This is a genomic window from Caulobacter vibrioides, from assembly GCF_002858865.1.
GTDB lineage: Bacteria > Pseudomonadota > Alphaproteobacteria > Caulobacterales > Caulobacteraceae > Caulobacter > Caulobacter vibrioides.
The window spans coordinates 102,082-118,785 of the sequence record NZ_PJRR01000007.1 but is presented as its reverse complement, the minus strand read 5'-3'; the positions used below and the strand labels follow the sequence as shown (position 1 = coordinate 118,785).

Sequence of the window (16,704 nt, the reverse complement as noted above, 5' to 3'; positions counted from 1 at the left end):
CCGCGACAGGCGGTCGCGGGTCGGGGCGAGCGGCCGGCCAAACGGCCCTAAGCCTGCCCGTCGAACACGTCTCCGCTCTCGTAGTCTGGGCCGTCACGCATCTTCAGGATTTCTTCGCGGGGAAACTGCTGAAGCGTCTCGCCCGTGCGACGATCCACGGTCTTGTAGACATAGGCGCCCGAGGCGTCGTCATGCTCGATCACCAGGCGCAGATCGCCCGGCTGGGGACCGTTATCGACGGGCTTCTCAGGCTCGGCGGCTAGCTGACGCTCGGCCTTGAGCGCCGTCTCGGCCTCAACAGCCTTCTCGGGCTGACCCACAACGACCTTAGCGCCCTCGGAGAGGTCCGGGGCGTTCGACGGCGCGACAGGGGCTATAAAGTCTCTGATGGCCGACAGTGCGGCTTTAGGTTCCATTTTTCAAACGCCGACGTTTATCGGTCGGCCCTCCTTTTCTGTTGAGGAAGATCCCGCAACCGAACCGGAGAAGGCGGGGGCGAACCAGACGACTCGCCCCCGTCCCTGCCCCTTAACGGAACAGGCTCAGGATCGAGGACGAAGACTGGTTGGCGATCGACAGCGCCTGGACGCCCAGCTGCTGCTTGGTTTGCAGCGACTGCAGCTTGGCGCTTTCCTTGGCGAGGTCGGCGTCCACCAGGTTGCCCACACCCGCGTCCAGGCTGTCTTGCAGCTTGCCGACGAAGGTCAGGTGAGTGTCCAGACCGACCGAGCTGGTGCCCAGCGAGGCCAGCTTGTTGGTCGCCGTCTGCAGCGCCGTGTCGATGGTGCCGATCATCGTCTTGGCGGCGGCGGCCGTGGTGAAGGTCGAGGTGGTCGTCAGACCGATACCCGCCAGGGAGATGGTCTTGGCGTTGACCGTGAAGCCGCTGCCGTCCGAGTTGGCCAGGAAGGTCAGCTTGGTGGTCGAACCGTCCGCGATGCTGACACCGTTGAACTTGGCGTTCGTCGCGGCCTTTTCGATTTGGTCACGCAGCGAGTCGAAGTCCGACTTCAGGGCGTTGAACGAGGCGGTGTTCAGCGAGGTGTCGGAAGCGGCCAGGGCCTTTTCCTTCATCTTGCCGAGCAGGTCGGTGATGGTGTCGCCGGCGGCGAGCGCGACGTCGATCGTCGACTGGCCGCGTTGCAGCGAGTCCTTCACGGCGTTCATGCTGGCGGCGGTGGCCGACTGGTTCTTGGCGGTCGCCCAGATGGCGCCATTGTCCTTGGCGCTGGCGATCTTCTTGCCGGTATTGATCCGCTGCTGAACGGTCGTCAGCTCGGAATTCGTGCCATTCAGATTTTGCAGGGCGATCATCGCGCCCGCGTTCGTATTGATGCTGTTCAGCGCCATAACGAAAGAGTCCTTTTCAAGGTGTCCGACGCCATTTTGGCTGCCGGGAGCATTTTGCTCGGTAGGACCTGAAGCAATTGCCGGGCCAATTCTGCCCACCAGCAAAGCTGCGCTAAATCACTGAAAAATATGCGTTATAGTTCCATTAACGACGAAGGCTCCCGGCAATTTCTGCCGAGAGCCTTTCGCCATGGGAAATTGTTGCCGGGCACTATCTGCGCACCCAGCAGGAAAGAGGCGCCGGACGGCTTTTGACAGCCGTCCGGCGTATCGGGGTCACCCCTTGAACAGCGACAGGATCGTCTGCGGCGTCTGATTGGCGATCGAGAGCGCCTGGACGCCCAGCTGCTGCTTGGTTTGCAGCGACTGGAGCTTGGCGCTTTCTTTGGCCAGATCCGCATCGACCAGGTTGCCCACACCGGCGTCCAGGCTGTCCTGCAGCTTGCCCACGAAGGTCAGGTGCGTGTCCAGACCGACAGAGGACGTACCCAGGGACGACAGCTTGTTCGTCGCCGTCTGCAACGAGGTAGTGATCGTCGCGATCATCGTCTTGGCCGTAGCGGCGTCGGTGAAGGTCGAGGTCGCCGTCAGACCAATGCCCGTGAGGGACAGGGTCTGAGCAGTCACCGTGAAGTTGCTGCCATCCTCGTTGGCGAGGAAGGACAACTTCGTGGTGCTGCCGTCAGCGAGGCTGACACCATTGAACTTCGCGTTCGTCGCGGCCTTTTGAAGCTGGTCGCGAAGAGACTCGAAGTCCGCCTTGAGAGCGTTGAACGAGGCGGTGTTCAGCGAGGTGTCGGAAGCGGCCAGGGCCTTTTCCTTCATCTTCGTGAGCAGATCGGTGATGGTGTCCCCTGCAGCGAGCGCCACATCGATCGTCGACTGACCGCGTTGGAGGGAGTCCTTCACGGAGTTCAACGATGACGCGGTCGCGCTCTGCATCTTGGCCATCGACCAGATCGCGCCATTGTCCTTGGCGTTAGCGACCTTCTTGCCGGTGTTGATACGGCCCTGAGTGGCGGCGAGCTCCGTGTTAGTTGAATTCAGGTTCTGGAGCGCCAGCAGCGCACCAGGATTGGTGTTGATCGAGTTCAGCATTTGATACCTACCGTTTTGGTGGGATTTTTCCGGCGTATTGCCGGGCTGGCGTTTTGCCCGCGCGAACCATCGCAAGCGGCGGGCCAGCCCCGCGCCAAAATCGAGGAAAAATATCTATTTGTTTTTGCTGATCTTTTTGGGGGCTATCGGCCAAAAACAAAACCGCCCGGCGAATGCAAAATTCGCCGGGCGGCAGCTTTTTCCAGAATGACTGGGCAAGACATACAGCCTTGCCCGAAAGGCAGAATCAGGCCGCGTCGGCGCGGCCAGCCAGCCCCTGCATGATCATGCGATTGATCTCGATGAGGGGCTCAAAATCCTCCTCCTTGCGCATGACCGCACTGGAGTGACGCCCCACCCAGAGGCTCAGCGAAATGATGCTGGCGCGCAGCTCCATCGGGAGCTGGTTCTCAGGAAGCGCGCAGTCGGTCGCGAGCGCGGACCAGACCTTGCGGTTCCAGTCCAACGCATCGATCCGCGTGGCGATGTCGTCCGCCGGGGCCTGCGACGCATCCATCAGGGCGCGCGTCACCTGCCCGAACAGGCGGTACTCCATTTCACGGGGATTCTCAGCCCGCGTCGCCGCCTGCTGATACGCCCGAAGAGACATGCCCCAACCTCTCGTCTTCGTACTCGATAAGCTTCCGGCTCAACATCAGAGCCTTGTAGTATTCTCGCGCCATCACGTGCTTGGAGATGGCGATGCAGTCCTGGAGGACCACAGGATTCCGCACAACGCCCATGAATTCGTTAAGGCGCGTAGCGAATTCCTCGTAAAATTTCTCCGCCCCGACCTCGTCGAGATACATCATCATCACCGGAAAATAGATGTGACGCGCAGGCGTCGTCACCTGATCCGGTTGCATGATGTCCTTCTCCCGAAGGACGGACGCCTTGTTCTGGAGAACCAGAACACCGCGTCGATCCCCGTTCTGCACGACAGCGCCGTTAAGAACGAACTTTTCCCCAGGCTTCAGCGACAGCTTCAAAGGCACTTGATGCCGCTCCCTTTCGTTGACGCTGCGAGCCCAGATCCGCCAGGGCGGCGGCTTGGACAGCAAGCTAGGCGAACACGTGTTAACGCCACCTTGCCACCCCGAACGACCGCGCTTGCGACCGTAAGACGCAGCTTAGGACTCAGTTAAGCATAGCGCCTCAAAACATGGTTAACAGCAAAGTCTAAGGCCTCCGCCATGTCCCGTAAAAGCGCCCTGGAATCCTCGGCAAGCGTCCTGGCCCAGGCCGATGTCGGCGCTTCGGGCATCCACCCCAGTGTTATCGCCGACGCCATGGGCGATTCGGCGTCCGCCGAGGCGCTGGAGCGCCTGAATCGGGCGGCGCAGGACACCAAGAACGTCGACAACGCCAAGCACTTGGCGCGCGCGATCCAGGCCGTGCAACTGCAGGACTACGCCAAGGCCGACAAGCTGGCCCTGAAGCTGCTGGAGAAGGACGAGCGACTGGGCCTAGCCTGGCACATCCTGGCGATTGCACGCGAGAAGACCGGCGATTTCGCCTCCTCGCTGCGGGCCTATGAAGCCGCGCTGGCTCTGCTGCCCGACCATGGCCCCGTCGCCGGCGACCTGGGCCGCTTGGCCTTCCGCATGAACATGCCGGAGCTGGCGGCCAAGTTCTTCGCACACTACCGTCTCGCTCGGCCCGACGATGTCGAGGGCGCCAACAACCTGGCGTGCGCCCTGCGCGAGCTTAATCGCGAAAGCGAAGCCATCGAAGTCCTCAAGGCCGCCCTGGGCGCCAACCCCGAGGCTGCGGTGCTGTGGAACACGCTGGGCACGGTGCTTTGCAATATCGGCGACGCGGCGGGCTCGATCGTGTTCTTCGACGAGTCCCTGCGCCTCGCGCCCGACTTTTCGAAAGCCTATCACAACCGCGCCTTCGCCAGGCTCGATCTGGGCGAGATAGAGGCCGCGCTGGCCGATTGCGAAGCCGCCATGCGCAGCCCCGGCTCGCCGGAAGATCTGGCGATGATGCAGTTCGCCCGCGCCACGATTCTACTGGCTCTAGGCCGCGTCGGCGAAGGCTGGGAGGCTTATGAGTCACGCTTCTCGCCGGCGCTGAGCGACGCGCCTCGGTTCCAAATTCCTGGCGTCCGCTGGTCAGGACAGGACCTCAAAGGCAAGCGCTTGATGATCACCACCGAGCAGGGCCTGGGCGACGAGGTGATGTTCGCTAACATGTTGCCCGACATCGTCGAAGCCTTGGGCCCAGACGGCTTCCTGTCCCTGGCGGTCGAGCGCCGTCTGGCACCGCTGTTCGAGCGCACCTTCCCGAAGGTCGAGGTGACCGCCCACCGTACGATCGCCTACGAAGGCCGCGTGTTCCGGGCCGCGCCCTATATCGAGAACTGGGACCGCTTCGACTATTGGGCGGCCATCGGCGACTTCCTGCCGAGCCTTCGCCCCACCGCCGAGGCGTTTCCCAAGCGCAACGCCTTCCTGCAGCCGGATCCGGCGCGGGTGGCCCACTGGAAGGCCGAGCTCGAGAAGCTTGGCCCCGGCCCGAAAGTCGGCCTGCTCTGGAAGAGCCTGAAACTGAACGCGGAACGCGCGCGGCAGTTTTCGCCCTTCCACCTGTGGGAGCCGGTTTTGCACACGCCAGGCCTGGTGTTCGTGAACCTGCAGTATGGCGACTGCGAGGAAGAGATCGCCTTCGCCAAGCAAGAGCTGGGCGTGGAGATCTGGCAGCCGGAAGGCATTGATCTGAAGGCCGACCTCGACGACGTGGCCGCTCTCTGCGCGGCGGTGGACCTGGTGATCGGGTTCTCCAACGCCACGATCAATCTGGCCGGTGCGGTGGGGACGCCGATCTTCATGCTGACCGGCGCCTCGTCCTGGACCCGCCTCGGCACCGACTATTACCCCTGGTATCCGAGCGTTCGCTGCTTCGTCACCGAGCAGTACGGGGTCTGGGAACCGACCATGGGTCGCGTCGCCGCCGCTCTGCGCGATTTCGCCGCATCCTGACCGCCCGCCCTACTTGAGACGGATCAAAGCCTGCCCCGTCGGACGCGACAGACTGGTGCGCGGTCGGGGCTTTGCCTCGACTGTTCGCAACAGCGTTTGGCGGCGTGTTCCTGGCCCGAACCCCGAACCGCCGACAGCGCGAGGGTTCAGGATGAGGACCATGGTGGCGGTGAGACTGCGGAATCTCGTCGAGAGCGATCGCGAGAGGCTTCTGATCTGGCGCAACAGCCCGGACGTCTCGGCCTATATGTACTCCGACCACAAGATCGGCCACGAGGAGCACGACCACTGGTTCGATGTCGCGCGGCACGATCCGCGCCGACGCTATTGGATCATTGAGGCCGACGGCGAGCCCGTGGGTCTGGCCAATCTGGCCGATATCGATCTCGTTCACCGTCGTTGCGCCTGGGCCTACTATCTGGCCAGCCCCAAGGTGCGCGGCCTCGGCGTTGGATCATTCGTCGAGTTCCAGATCATCGAATACGTGTTCAACCAACTGCACCTGAACAAGCTGTGGTGCGAGGTGCTGATCTCGAACGAGAGCGTCTGGCGGCTGCACGAACTGTACGGCTTCCAGCGCGAGGCGCTGTTCCGGCAACATGTGATGAAGCAGGGCCACGAGGTCGATGTGATCGGCCTGGGGCTGCTGGCCAGCGACTGGGCCGCCCGACGCGACGCCATGGCCGAGCGCCTGCGCACCAAGGGTTACGCGATCCCCGATCTCACCTGCCGCGCGGCCTGAACGCCACCTTCCCTATCGACACCCTTGCCAAGCGCGCGAGCGCCGGTAGTTTGATCCGCTAAATTTGAACAACTGTTCGAACCGGATCCGATTCCGGCGGAGATAGGCATGAGCCAGCGCTTCGAAGGTACTTCCGACTATGTGGCCACCGACGACCTGAAGGTCGCGGTCAACGCCGCCGTGGCGCTGGAGCGCCCGCTTCTGATCAAGGGCGAGCCGGGCACCGGCAAGACCGTCCTGGCCTATGAGGTCGCCAAGGCGATGGGCGCGCCGCTGATCACCTGGCACATCAAGTCGACGACCAAGGCCCAGCAGGGCCTCTACGAATACGACGCCGTCACCCGCCTGCGCGACAGCCAGCTGGGCGACGAGCGCGTCAAGGACGTCAAGAACTACATCAAGAAGGGCAAGCTCTGGGAGGCCTTCGAGAGCGACGTGCGCCCGGTGCTGCTGATCGACGAGATCGACAAGGCCGATATCGAATTCCCGAACGACCTCCTGCAGGAGCTCGATCGCATGGAGTTCTTCGTCTACGAGACCGGCGAGACCATCAAGGCCAAGGTGCGGCCGGTGATGATCATCACCTCGAACAACGAGAAGGAACTGCCTGACGCCTTCCTGCGCCGCTGCTTCTTCCACTATATCCGCTTCCCGGAAGCCGAGACGATGCAGGCCATCGTCGATGTCCACTTCCCGGGCATCAAGCAGAAGCTGGTCGCCGAGGCGCTGCGCATCTTCTACGACATGCGCAAGGTGCCGGGCCTGAAGAAGAAACCCTCGACCTCGGAACTGCTGGACTGGCTGAAGCTGCTGCTCGTCGAGGATATCGACGATCAGGTCCTGCGCGAGAAGGATCCGACCAAGCTAATCCCGCCGCTGCATGGCGCGCTGCTGAAAAACGAGCAGGACGTCCATCTGTTCGAACGTCTGGCGTTCCTCGCCCGCCGCGAAGGCTCGGGCGCTCGTCCGGGCCAGTAAGGCGTCCGCGGCGAAACGGCCGTTACCGGGATTTCACTGGACGCGCGCCAGACGCGCGGCCACCTTCCCGCCCATCAGGGGACGGCCGAGGAAACACCATGCGTCATTCGAACTGGCGGTTTGCGACGCTGCTGATCGGCGTGGGCGCAGCCTTGAGCGCTTGTCAGCCTGCGGCGTCCGACAAGGATCACCGCGCTGAGCCCCACCTGGGTCGGGACGCCATCCGTGCCATCGAGCGCCTGGATTGTCCCGAGCGCCAGGGCGGGCTCACTCGGATCAGCGCCGCCGCTGACGGACAGTCGTGTTCGTACACCTCGAGTGAGGGAACGGTCGATCTGCGCCTTGTTCGCCTGAACGGCGGCGACGCCGAGGCCGCCCTGGCTCCCATCGAGGCTGAACTGAAGGGCGTGATTCCGACTCCTTCAGCGCCAGCCAAGCCTCCTGAAGCCCAGGGCGGCAAGGACGGCAAAAACAAGACCAGCATCCACCTGCCGGGCGTACACATCGACGCCCATGGCGACACCGCTGACATCCGCATCGGCCACCTGACGATCAACAGCGATGGCGAGACCGCCGAGGTGAAGGTCAACAAGAACGTCAACATCAAGACTGACGGCGGTCAGGCCTCGGTCAATGTCAACGCCCAGGACGCCCAAGAGGGCGACGTCACCATCAAGGCCAACGACAATGGCGCAGAAATCCGCGCCTCAAAGAGCGGCGATGCGGTGCGCTCCACGCTGATCCTGGCCAATGACAAGGCGCCGAACGGTTACCGCGTGGCGGGCTACGAGGCCCGCGGCCCCAAAGGCGGCCCCCTGGCCGTTGCGGTGGTCAAGGCCAAGAACCGCAACACCGACGACCATGACCTGTTCAAGGACATGAAGGCGCTCGTCCGCCACAACGTCGGCGGCTGAGCCGGCGCCAGGGGCCCGGTTCGCCGCCAGAAACGCGCTCGCCCTTCGACAAGCTCAGGGTGAGGGCGGCTGTCAGCCCCGGTTCACACGAAATCCTCATCCTGAGCTTGTCGAAGGAAGAGGGCTTTCCACGCCTACTGTAGCGGCGCGACCTCCATCACCTTGTAGGTCAGCGGACGGCCGTCCTCGTCCGTGACGGTGACATATTCGCCGAGCGCGAACCGGTGCTCGCCCAGGCGATGCAGCGGCTCGTCGTCCGCCTCGTCGGCGGCGTCATAGTCGAAGAACCAGCGCTGGCCGCGCTTGTTCAGGCGACCATCGACCGCGTCCTCGTCGGGCGCAAACCGGCGGACGCTGCAGGACGCCTTGAGCTTGGCGTACTCGCCCTCATCGATATGGCCGTCCTCGGTGAGCGGCGCGGTCAGGGCGTAGCCACGATGGTCGTCGCCGCCGGCGAACTCTGTGCCGGGATTGCGCGCCAGGCGCATGACGATCCGGGAAAGAGACATAAGCCTCCCTTTCTTTTATGATTTCAATAATCTAGTGCGACAGGAACAGGGACGGACCGTCGCTGTTCAGCAAGGTTCTGGTCGTGCCCCCGAAGATGAACTCCTGCAGTCGCGGGTGACCGAACGCACCGGCGACCAGGAGGTTGGCGTTCACGTCCTTGGCCGCGCCCAGCAGAAGCGAGCCGGCGTCACCGCTTCCTTCGAGCGCCCGCACGCCGGCCTTGACCCCGCGCGCGGCGAGGAATTCGACAAGGCGATCCAACTCGAAGGCGCGCGACGACGCCGCCGGAGCTCCGGCCACGACCACAGCGCTGGCCTTTTCCAACAGAGGCAAGGCCGTCCGCACCGCCCGACTGGCCTCCTTGCCGCCATCCCAGGCGATCAGGGCGACGCCATCGGTCCTAAAGCCGGGACGCGCGACCAGGATGGGGCGCTGCTCGTCGGCGACCAGCTGCTGGAAGGACTCCGCCAGGGGCCCCTTCCCGCGCGCGGCGGCGTCGTCGAACACGATGACGTCGGACAGCCGGCCCTCCATCGCCAGGCCCGCCCAAACGGGCGAGTCCAGGCTGATAACGCGGGTGCGCCCATAGCCGAGACCGGCGGCCATCTTGCCGACGGTCTTGGCGCCTTCCTGCGCGGCCTCCTTCAGGCTCTCCAGAGCGGTGACCTGCACCCCGCCCATAAAGCCCTCGCCCATCCACGGCATCAGATCGGCCATGTCAGCGGGAGCATGGACGCAGGCCAGTTCTGCGTTGAAGGCGGCCGCCAAGGTTGCGGCGGAGGTCAAAACACCTTGGTCGTTCGGGGTTCCGGCCAGCGGAACCATAATTCTCGCCCAACTCATGATCGAACTCCCTTTCGAGGGCATTTCCACAGATGACGGCGACGCCCACATTGATCTTTCTCAACCGATGCGCCAGTCAACCGACTTCATCGTGAGGAACGAACACGTGGCCAAAGGGCTGCATCGGGGCGGACCGCCCCGCGCATGGCAAAGGATGCTCTCCGGACGACGGCTCGATCTGCTCGACCCGTCGCCGATGGACATCGAGATCGAGGACATCGCCCATGGTCTGGCGCGCGTGGCGCGCTGGAATGGGCAGACCGTGGGCGATCACGGCTTCTCGGTCGCCCAGCACAGCCTGGTGGTCGAGGAGATCGCCGCGCACATCAAGCCGGACCTGGAGCCGCGCTGGCGCCTGGCGGCCTTGCTGCACGACGCCAGCGAATATGTGATCGGCGACATGATCAGCCCGTTCAAGGCGGCGCTGGGCGTCAGCTACAAGGATTTCGAGACCCGGCTGGAAGACGCGATCCACATCCGCTTTGGCCTGCCGGTGAAGACCCCCGCCCCGATCAAGAAGCTGATCAAGCAGGCCGACCGCGCCTGCGCCTTCTTCGAGGCGACCCAACTGGCCGGCTTCGAGCACGCCGAGTCCCTGGCCATCTTCGGCGCACCGCCGGCGGGCTACGAGCTGCGGATCACGCCCCTGGCGCCGTTTGAGGCCCAGGCGCGCTATGTGAAGCGCTTCCACGTATTGTCACGGGCGGCGGGCTATGAATCCGCGCCAGGCGAGGCGTTCGAAACCGAATGAACGGAGCGGCATGAACACGGCGGTCGTCATCGGTCTGTCGGCGGTGGTCGTCGCGATCCGCGACGGCGAGGCTGTCGTCCTGACCGTGCGCCCGCACGATGCCGTCACCGACATCGCCTCGCCGCTGTCGGGCCTGCCGTTCGGCCCGTTCGATCCCGAAGCGCACCGCACCTTCGAGCTGGGCCTGCGGGCGTTCGTCACCCAGCAGACCCGCTTCCAGCTGGGCTATGTCGAGCAACTCTACACCTTCGGCGACAAGGGCCGGGACGCCCCCCGCGCCGAGGTCGGGGCCGGCGCCGCGCGCGTCGTCTCGGTCGGCTATCTGGGCCTGACGCCCAAGGCGGTCGACACCGACGCCCCCGACACGGCCTGGGCCCCGTGGACCCGCTTCTTCCCCTGGGAAGACTGGCGCGCCGGCCGCCCCGCCCTGCTCGACGACGCCATCGCCCCCGCCCTCAAGCGCTGGGCCGCCGACGATGCGGCCAAGTGGTCGCGCGCGCGCCTGGCCTTCGCCCTGGACGGCGCGCCCTGGAACGAGGAACGGGTGCTGGAGCGCTACGAGCTGCTCTACGAAGCGGGCCTGGCGCCCGAAGCCGCCCGCGACCGCGCCCGCGCCGACGGCCAGGACCCCGCCGAACCGGCCGCCCTGTCCGCCGCCCTGGGCGAGCCGATGATCTCGGACCACCGGCGCATCCTAGCCACGGGCCTCTCGCGCCTGCGCGGCAAGATCAAGTACCGCCCTGTGGTGTTCGAACTGACGCCCGAGGAGTTCACCCTCTCGACCCTGCAGCGCACCGTCGAGGCCATCGCCGGGGTGCCGCTGCACAAGCAGAACTTCCGCCGCGTGGTCGAGCGCGAGGAACTGGTCGAGGGCCTGGGGCGCCTGGACGCCGAAACCGGCGGCCGCCCGGCCGAGCTGTTCCGCTTCCGCCGCGAGATGCTGGCGACGCGCCAGGCGACCGGGCTCTCGCTGCCGTTGCTGCGGGACTAGCGTCGCCGCAATGGCGCAGGATCCTGGTCAGTACCCCGGATCAATCGATTTTTGAAACCGCAATGGTTGCGATTTCGATCCGCGACGCCACATCCGAGCTCTCACCGCTGCGCGCGGATCAAACGAGGGTTTCCTGTGCTGCTTGAAAAACTGAACTGGCGCTACGCCACCAAAAAGATGGATCCGACCAAGGTCGTCTCCGAGGACAAGGTCGAGCGGATCGTGGAAGCCGCGCGACTGGCGCCGACCTCCAGCGGCCTGCAGCCCTTCGAGATCATTGTCGTCACCAACGCCGAGGTCCGCGAGAAGATCAAGGCCATCGGCTGGAACCAGAGCCCCATCACCGACGGCTCGCATCTGCTGGTGTTCGCGGCCTGGGACAACTACACCGCCGAGCGGATCAACCACATGTTCGACCTCGTCAACGAGGTTCGTGGGTTCCGGAACGAAGGCTGGGAAAACTATCGCCAGATGCTTCTGTCGGCCTATCCGCAGCGCGACCCCGAGACAAACTTTGAGCACGCTGCGCGCCAGGCCTACATCGCGTTCGGCCTCGCCTTGGCCCAAGCGGCCTTCGAGGGTGTCGACGCGACCCCGATGGAAGGCTTCGATCCCAAGGCTCTGGACGAAATCCTAGGCCTCCGCGAGCGCGGCCTGCGCTCGGTGACGATCGCGCCGCTGGGCTACCGTCAGGTCGAGGGCGACTGGCTGGTGAATCTGCAGAAGGTCCGTCGCCCGCGCGACCAGTTCGTCACCGAGGTGAAGTAACCTCGACTGGTGGAGCGCGGCAGGTGCGATCGCCCCTGCCGCGCTCCATTCCGGTCCGTCTCGCGCCTTAAGAGGCGCATCAGCCGGCGACGCTGGGCAGCCAGAGCGTTACGGCCGGGATGTAGGTCACGGCCAGCAAGGCCAGGATCAACGCCCCGTAGAAGGGCCAAATGCTCTTCATGACCTCTTCGATCTTGATCCCGGCGATCGCGCAGCCGACGAACTGGACTGTTCCGACCGGTGGCGTCACCAAGCCTATCCCCTGGTTCAGCATCATGACGATGCCGAACTGGACCGGGCTCATGCCTGCGTTCATGGCGATGGGCAGGAAGATGGGCGTGGTGATGATCACCAGCGGGGCCATGTCCATGAAGGTGCCGAGGATCAGCAGGATGATATTGATCATCAGCAGGGTGATGATCGGATTGTCGGATACCCAAGCCATGCCCTCGGCCAGGCGGGCAGGCGCCTCGTTCATGGCCAGCAACCAGCCGAAGGCCGCCGCCGTGCCGATGATCAGCATGATCATGGCGGTGGTCTTGACCGCGTTCTGGGCCGCCTGAACGAAGTCGCGCAGGCCTAGGGTGCGATAGACGCAGAAGGCGATGACTGCCGTATAGATCACGGCGACAGCCGAGCTCTCGGTCGGTGTGAAGATGCCGCCCAGCACCCCGCCGAAGATGATGACCGCCGTGAACAGTCCGGGGATGGCCGCGATTGCTGCGCGTCCGAGGGCGTTCCAACCGGGAAAGACGCCCCTGGGGTAGCCGCGCCGCGCCGCTACGACCCAAGCCGTGATCGCCAGGATGATGCCGGTCAAGACGCCCGGAACGATGCCCGCCAGGAAGAGCTCTGACACCGAGACCGACGCTCCGCCGCTGACCGCTGCATAGAGGATAAGGTTGTGCGACGGCGGCAGCAGCACGCCCAGGATGGCCGCGCAGGTCGTGACGTTGACGGCATAGTCGGCGTCGTAGCCTTCGCGCCGCATCATCGGGATCAGAGTCGATCCCATGGCCGAAACCGATGCGACGGCCGAGCCCGAGATGGAGCAGAACATCATGGTCGCACCGACATTCACGGGCCCGAGGCCGCCTCGCACATTCCCCAGGCAGGCCGACGCCAGGCGAACGAGCCGCTCTGCGATACCCGCCCGCGCCATCAGGTCGCCGGCGAAGATGAAGAACGGGATCGCCATCAGCGAGAAGGTCGAGATGCCTGCCGACATCTGCTGGAAGGCCACGACCGGCGGCACGTCCATGACCAGGAAGGTCAGGAGGCTGGACACGCCCAGCGCGACCGCGACCGGGGCTCGCAGCAGCATCAGCACGAAGAGGGATACGATCAGGATAGTCAGCGCCATAGGGGCTCCACTCGCTTGCCTTGGGCCTCTGCGATCAGATGCTCGACGGCGAAGAAGACGATCAGCCAACCCGCGATCGGCATCGGTAGGTAGGCGAAGCCGCGCGACAGGCCCAATGTTGGAATGTCGTGGCTCCAGACCCGGGCGACGAGTTCCCCGCCCCAGACGCCCATTGCGGCGCCGAACGCGAGGGTCACGATCATGGCGACGATCCGCACCACACGGTTCGCGCGCGCGGACAGGGTGTCCTCACCCAGCTCCAGCGCGATATGGAAACCCTCGCGCACACCCACTGCGGCTGCGATCATGACGTACCAGATCAACAGTACGAGAGCCGACTGCTCGGCCCAGGAGGGCGAGGCGTTCAGCACATAGCGGGCGAACACCTGCCAGCCGATGATGCAGGTCATGGCCAAGAGGCCGACACCCGCGAGCATCAGGGTGGCGCGGCTGATCATTCGCGACAGGAAGGACAGGGCGCTCATCCGGGTATGGCCTTGATCTGATCGACCAGCATGCGGGCGCGCGCTGTTCGGGCGAAGCGGTCCCAGACCGGTGCAACCAGGGCCTGGAACGGCGCGGTCTCGACCTCGTTGATCTGGACGCCTTTCGCCGCTACCCGCGCTCGAGCGGCCGTCTCGCGTGCGTCCCAAAGCTCCCGCATGAAGGGCACCGACTGCCGGGCGCAGTCGCGCACGACGGCCTGGTCTTCGGCGCTGAGGCGATTCCAGGTCCGGGCCGACATGACGAGGATCTCGGGCGTCATGACGTGGCGGGTCAGGGAGTAGAACCCGGCGACTTCAAAGTGGCGACTGTCCTCATAGGAGGGCCAATTGTTCTCGGCGCCGTCCACGACGCCGGTGACCAGGGCCTGATAGACCTCCCCGTAGGACATGGGCGTAGGGTCGCCGCCCATGGCCTGAACGAGAGCGACGAACAGGTCCGAGCTCTGAACCCTCAGCTTGAGCCCCGCCAGGTCGGCGGGCGTGCGGATCGGCCCCCGCGTGTTGTAGAAACTGCGCTCGCCGGAGTCGTAGAAGGCAAGACCGATCAGTCCATGCGGCTCAAGACTGTCCAGGATCGCCCGCCCGGGCGGGCCGTCCAGCGCAGCACGCATGTGGGCCTTGGACCGGAACAGGAAGGGCAGCGATGGCACAATCGTCTCGGCTGCGATCGAGTTCAAGGCCGCGAGATTCACCCGATTGAGGTCCAGCCCGCCGAATATGGTGATCTCCAGCGTGTCGATCTCCTCGCCCAGCTGTCCGCCAGGATACATCGCGAAGCGCAGTCGACCTTTGGTCCGCTCGGCCAGGAGCCGCCCCATCTCGGCGACGGCCGCGACCGTGGGATAGCCAGCCGGGTGCGTATCGGACACGCGCAACGGCCGTTCGCCGATCTCCTGGACACAGGCCGCGAGAGGGGCCGCCAGGGCCGTGGTGATCAACGCTCGGCGAGAGGGCCTCATAGGCGATCGGTTTCCTTGACGAGCCCACAGCCAAGTTCGTGAGCCGGCTCATGAGCCTCGTCTTCCTCGAGCCGGTGTTTCGTGAACCAACCATGCGAGGTAACCGGTGACAATGCGGCTGGGATTACAGTGAGATTACAGTGGAATTACAGGGCGATTACGGGCGTTTCGGCGGCCTGGAAAACGGTGACAGTGGAAAACGGTGACAGTGCACTCAATTCTGCTTCGGCTTGCGCCCCCGCTTGGCGGGACTGAGCGAGCGGCCTGAGCGGCGCTCCAGATCCTCAAGAAAGACCGCCTCCCCCACCGGCCGGCCGATGGTCTCCGCGCGACGCAGCGCCACAGACCCCGCCTCGTCCTCGCCATCGGCGAGCATCGCGGCGAAGTCGGGATAGCGCGACAGCACCGGCTCGGTGCGGGTCAGGCCGTCGCCCCGGGCGGGGTCAAGGCAGGCGTGCAGGCTCGACCAGCGCCAATCCTCAGCCCGGTCGACCAACCGCGCCCGCACAGGGTTGAGCGCCACATAGCGCAGGGCCGCGCCCAGATGCGCCTCATCCATCGGCACACAGCCGAAGCGACCTTGCCAGAAGTGGCCGGTGCGCTTCTCGCGCGCATGGATGACGCCGGCATAGCGGCGATGGGTCGGGGCCAGGCAGCGGCGCAGACCGTCGGGATCGGATGGAACCAGGATGAGGTGGACGTGATTGGGCATCAGGACCCAGCCCCAGACCTCGACATTCGCCTTGACGGCGTTCTCGGCAAGCAGGTCGCGATAGAGCTGATAGTCGGCGTCGCTGAAGAACGTCTGCGCCCGACCATTGCCCCGCTGGGTCACATGGTGGGGAACACCTTCGAAAACCGTGCGGGCGAGCCGGGCCATGGGCGAGGCTCACATGGGGACGGTGGGGCGTCAATTAGTGCACTGTCACCGTAATCCCGTAATCCTTTCAATTTTCAGACGCGGACCGCGCCAAAAAGAGTGCGTGTCCCCGTTTCACCAGCTGACCTCTATCCCGCGCTGCGCGAGCAGTTCCTCGATATCACGGAAGCTCAGGGTGAAGCGAAAGTAGAGCCACACGGCGTGCTGGATGACCTCGGCCGGGAACCGATACCGTTTGAAGGACAAGGCACGCATCGGGCGCTCCTGACCGCCGCAACGAACTGTATTCAGCCCAGAATTCCGGGACCGGAAGTCATTAAATTGACAGCACCAATGCCCGAGACCGCCATCATCTCTTGTAAATATTCATTAACTTCACAAAGAATTCTCTAGAATATTCATTCTCGCATTCAGAGATGTAATCAACTAGGCCATACGGCCACATTTTAACATTGTCGCAAAATATATTTAGTTCGTCTTTATACAATATCATACTAAAATCAGTGTAATCGATACATATAACGATAGATCCATCTGTGGATACAGCAACATATCGCCCATGAAGGTCCGCGTATACGAAATCTTCCACATATGGAAATTTTATTTCGTAGCAATTCTTGAATTGAAGTGGAGATTCCATTCCTAACTCTTGATCGTCAATTTCACATACAATGAAAATGACACCCGAAGGATTTATTGAAGAAAGGTAATTGTAAATATCCTGCGCATACCAAATCCAGCCATCTTCGGGAAATGGGCAGAAATCCATCTTGGCGGCGTTGAGCGCGCTAAATCTAGGAACATATAGGCTTTTAAGTACCCCTGTGGCGGGGTTTATCGCGTCAGGAATGTCGACTAAACTTATAGTTCCATCTTCATTTCCAACATTCATTAGAACCTCACCTTTCCCGTTAAGACAACTTGGTGTTACGGTGGTGTTACGGTGACAGTGCACTAATTGGACGCTAGGCCAAGCGCGGGCCTGCGCTGCATAAGGTTGTTGGTAGCTATTTGCACTGTCACCGTAATTCCATTGCCTACATGGGCGTACCAGTTGAGGCCATCGT

The 16,704-nt window shown here is 63.7% G+C and carries 18 protein-coding genes and 2 pseudogenes; 8 read left to right on the top strand and 12 right to left on the bottom strand.

The window, feature by feature from the left end; translation table 11 throughout:
- Positions 1-47 precede the first annotated feature (47 nt).
- The 5 genes from CVUC_RS03690 to flbT all read right to left on the bottom strand — a co-directional run bounded on the left by CVUC_RS03690 (position 48) and on the right by flbT (position 3,443).
- Positions 48-416: a flagellar protein FlaG gene (locus tag CVUC_RS03690; protein ID WP_010919338.1), complete on the bottom strand. Its 369-nt coding sequence runs from the start codon at positions 414-416 to the stop codon at positions 48-50.
- Between the two features lie 112 nt (positions 417-528).
- Positions 529-1,350 carry a flagellin FljK gene (fljK, locus tag CVUC_RS03685; protein WP_010919337.1) on the bottom strand — a complete coding sequence of 274 codons (822 nt, stop codon included), beginning with the start codon at positions 1,348-1,350 and terminating at the stop codon, positions 529-531.
- A gap of 276 nt (positions 1,351-1,626) precedes the next feature.
- Entirely contained in the window at positions 1,627-2,448 is an 822-nt protein-coding gene (gene fljL, locus CVUC_RS03680; RefSeq protein WP_010919336.1) for a flagellin FljL, read from the bottom strand.
- A 247-nt stretch (positions 2,449-2,695) separates the two neighbouring features.
- Entirely contained in the window at positions 2,696-3,058 is a 363-nt protein-coding gene (gene flaF / locus CVUC_RS03675; protein WP_010919335.1) for a flagellar biosynthesis regulator FlaF, read from the bottom strand.
- The gene (gene flbT, locus CVUC_RS03670) at positions 3,018-3,443 is read right to left on the bottom strand and encodes a flagellar biosynthesis repressor FlbT (protein WP_010919334.1); all 426 of its coding nucleotides are present in this window, start codon (positions 3,441-3,443) and stop codon (positions 3,018-3,020) included. Before flbT ends, flaF begins: the two co-directional genes overlap by 41 nt.
- 198 nt (positions 3,444-3,641) lie before the next feature.
- Between flbT and flmG the strand changes: the two genes are divergently transcribed.
- The 5 genes and pseudogenes from flmG to CVUC_RS20260 all read left to right on the top strand — a co-directional run.
- Positions 3,642-5,432 (top strand): glycosyltransferase FlmG, encoded by a 1,791-nt coding sequence (flmG, locus tag CVUC_RS03665; protein WP_096033100.1) that lies wholly within the window; start codon positions 3,642-3,644, stop codon positions 5,430-5,432.
- Positions 5,433-5,592: 160 nt separating this feature from the next.
- A complete protein-coding gene (gene pseH / locus CVUC_RS03660; RefSeq protein ID WP_164468112.1) occupies positions 5,593-6,174 on the top strand; it encodes a UDP-4-amino-4,6-dideoxy-N-acetyl-beta-L-altrosamine N-acetyltransferase in 582 nt (193 codons plus the stop codon).
- A 108-nt stretch (positions 6,175-6,282) separates the two neighbouring features.
- Complete coding sequence (locus CVUC_RS03655) at positions 6,283-7,152, top strand: AAA family ATPase (protein ID WP_096033098.1); 870 nt, start codon at positions 6,283-6,285, stop codon at positions 7,150-7,152.
- Positions 7,153-7,250: 98 nt separating this feature from the next.
- On the top strand, positions 7,251-8,066 hold the full coding sequence (locus tag CVUC_RS03650; RefSeq protein WP_010919330.1) for a hypothetical protein: 816 nt from the start codon (positions 7,251-7,253) through the stop codon (positions 8,064-8,066).
- A 38-nt stretch (positions 8,067-8,104) separates the two neighbouring features.
- Positions 8,105-8,209, top strand: a pseudogene (locus CVUC_RS20260) (hypothetical protein); the annotation flags it as partial.
- Here the strand turns inward: CVUC_RS20260 and CVUC_RS03645 are convergent.
- Positions 8,201-8,575, bottom strand: a complete 375-nt coding sequence (locus tag CVUC_RS03645) for a hypothetical protein (protein ID WP_096033097.1) — start codon at positions 8,573-8,575, stop codon at positions 8,201-8,203. The pseudogene CVUC_RS20260 and the gene CVUC_RS03645 overlap by 9 nt on opposite strands.
- A 31-nt stretch (positions 8,576-8,606) precedes the next feature.
- A complete protein-coding gene (locus CVUC_RS03640; RefSeq protein ID WP_096033096.1) occupies positions 8,607-9,419 on the bottom strand; it encodes a universal stress protein in 813 nt (270 codons plus the stop codon).
- Positions 9,420-9,525: 106 nt separating this feature from the next.
- Here CVUC_RS03640 and CVUC_RS03635 point away from each other — a divergent pair, with 106 nt between their 5' ends.
- The 3 genes from CVUC_RS03635 to CVUC_RS03625 all read left to right on the top strand — a co-directional run bounded on the left by CVUC_RS03635 (position 9,526) and on the right by CVUC_RS03625 (position 11,929).
- Positions 9,526-10,170 carry a YfbR-like 5'-deoxynucleotidase gene (locus tag CVUC_RS03635; RefSeq protein ID WP_096034761.1) on the top strand — a complete coding sequence of 215 codons (645 nt, stop codon included), beginning with the start codon at positions 9,526-9,528 and terminating at the stop codon, positions 10,168-10,170.
- The gene (locus CVUC_RS03630) at positions 10,133-11,161 is read left to right on the top strand and encodes an NUDIX hydrolase (protein WP_010919326.1); all 1,029 of its coding nucleotides are present in this window, start codon (positions 10,133-10,135) and stop codon (positions 11,159-11,161) included. The genes CVUC_RS03635 and CVUC_RS03630 overlap by 38 nt, the downstream gene beginning before the upstream one ends.
- A 135-nt stretch (positions 11,162-11,296) precedes the next feature.
- A complete protein-coding gene (locus CVUC_RS03625) occupies positions 11,297-11,929 on the top strand; it encodes an NAD(P)H-dependent oxidoreductase (RefSeq protein WP_096033095.1) in 633 nt (210 codons plus the stop codon).
- Positions 11,930-12,008: 79 nt separating this feature from the next.
- Here the strand turns inward: CVUC_RS03625 and CVUC_RS03620 are convergent, their stop codons facing one another.
- The 5 genes and pseudogenes from CVUC_RS03620 to CVUC_RS03600 all read right to left on the bottom strand — a co-directional run.
- Positions 12,009-13,292 carry a TRAP transporter large permease gene (locus tag CVUC_RS03620; protein WP_096033094.1) on the bottom strand — a complete coding sequence of 428 codons (1,284 nt, stop codon included), beginning with the start codon at positions 13,290-13,292 and terminating at the stop codon, positions 12,009-12,011.
- Positions 13,283-13,777 carry a TRAP transporter small permease gene (locus CVUC_RS03615; RefSeq protein ID WP_096033093.1) on the bottom strand — a complete coding sequence of 165 codons (495 nt, stop codon included), beginning with the start codon at positions 13,775-13,777 and terminating at the stop codon, positions 13,283-13,285. Before CVUC_RS03615 ends, CVUC_RS03620 begins: the two co-directional genes overlap by 10 nt.
- Positions 13,774-14,757 (bottom strand): TRAP transporter substrate-binding protein, encoded by a 984-nt coding sequence (locus CVUC_RS03610; protein ID WP_096033092.1) that lies wholly within the window; start codon positions 14,755-14,757, stop codon positions 13,774-13,776. The genes CVUC_RS03615 and CVUC_RS03610 overlap by 4 nt, the downstream gene beginning before the upstream one ends.
- A gap of 214 nt (positions 14,758-14,971) precedes the next feature.
- Positions 14,972-15,637, bottom strand: coding sequence for a transposase (locus CVUC_RS03605; RefSeq protein WP_096033091.1), 666 nt, complete (start codon positions 15,635-15,637; stop codon positions 14,972-14,974).
- A 117-nt stretch (positions 15,638-15,754) separates the two neighbouring features.
- Positions 15,755-15,892, bottom strand: a pseudogene (locus CVUC_RS03600) (IS6 family transposase); the annotation flags it as partial.
- Positions 15,893-16,704 lie beyond the last annotated feature (812 nt).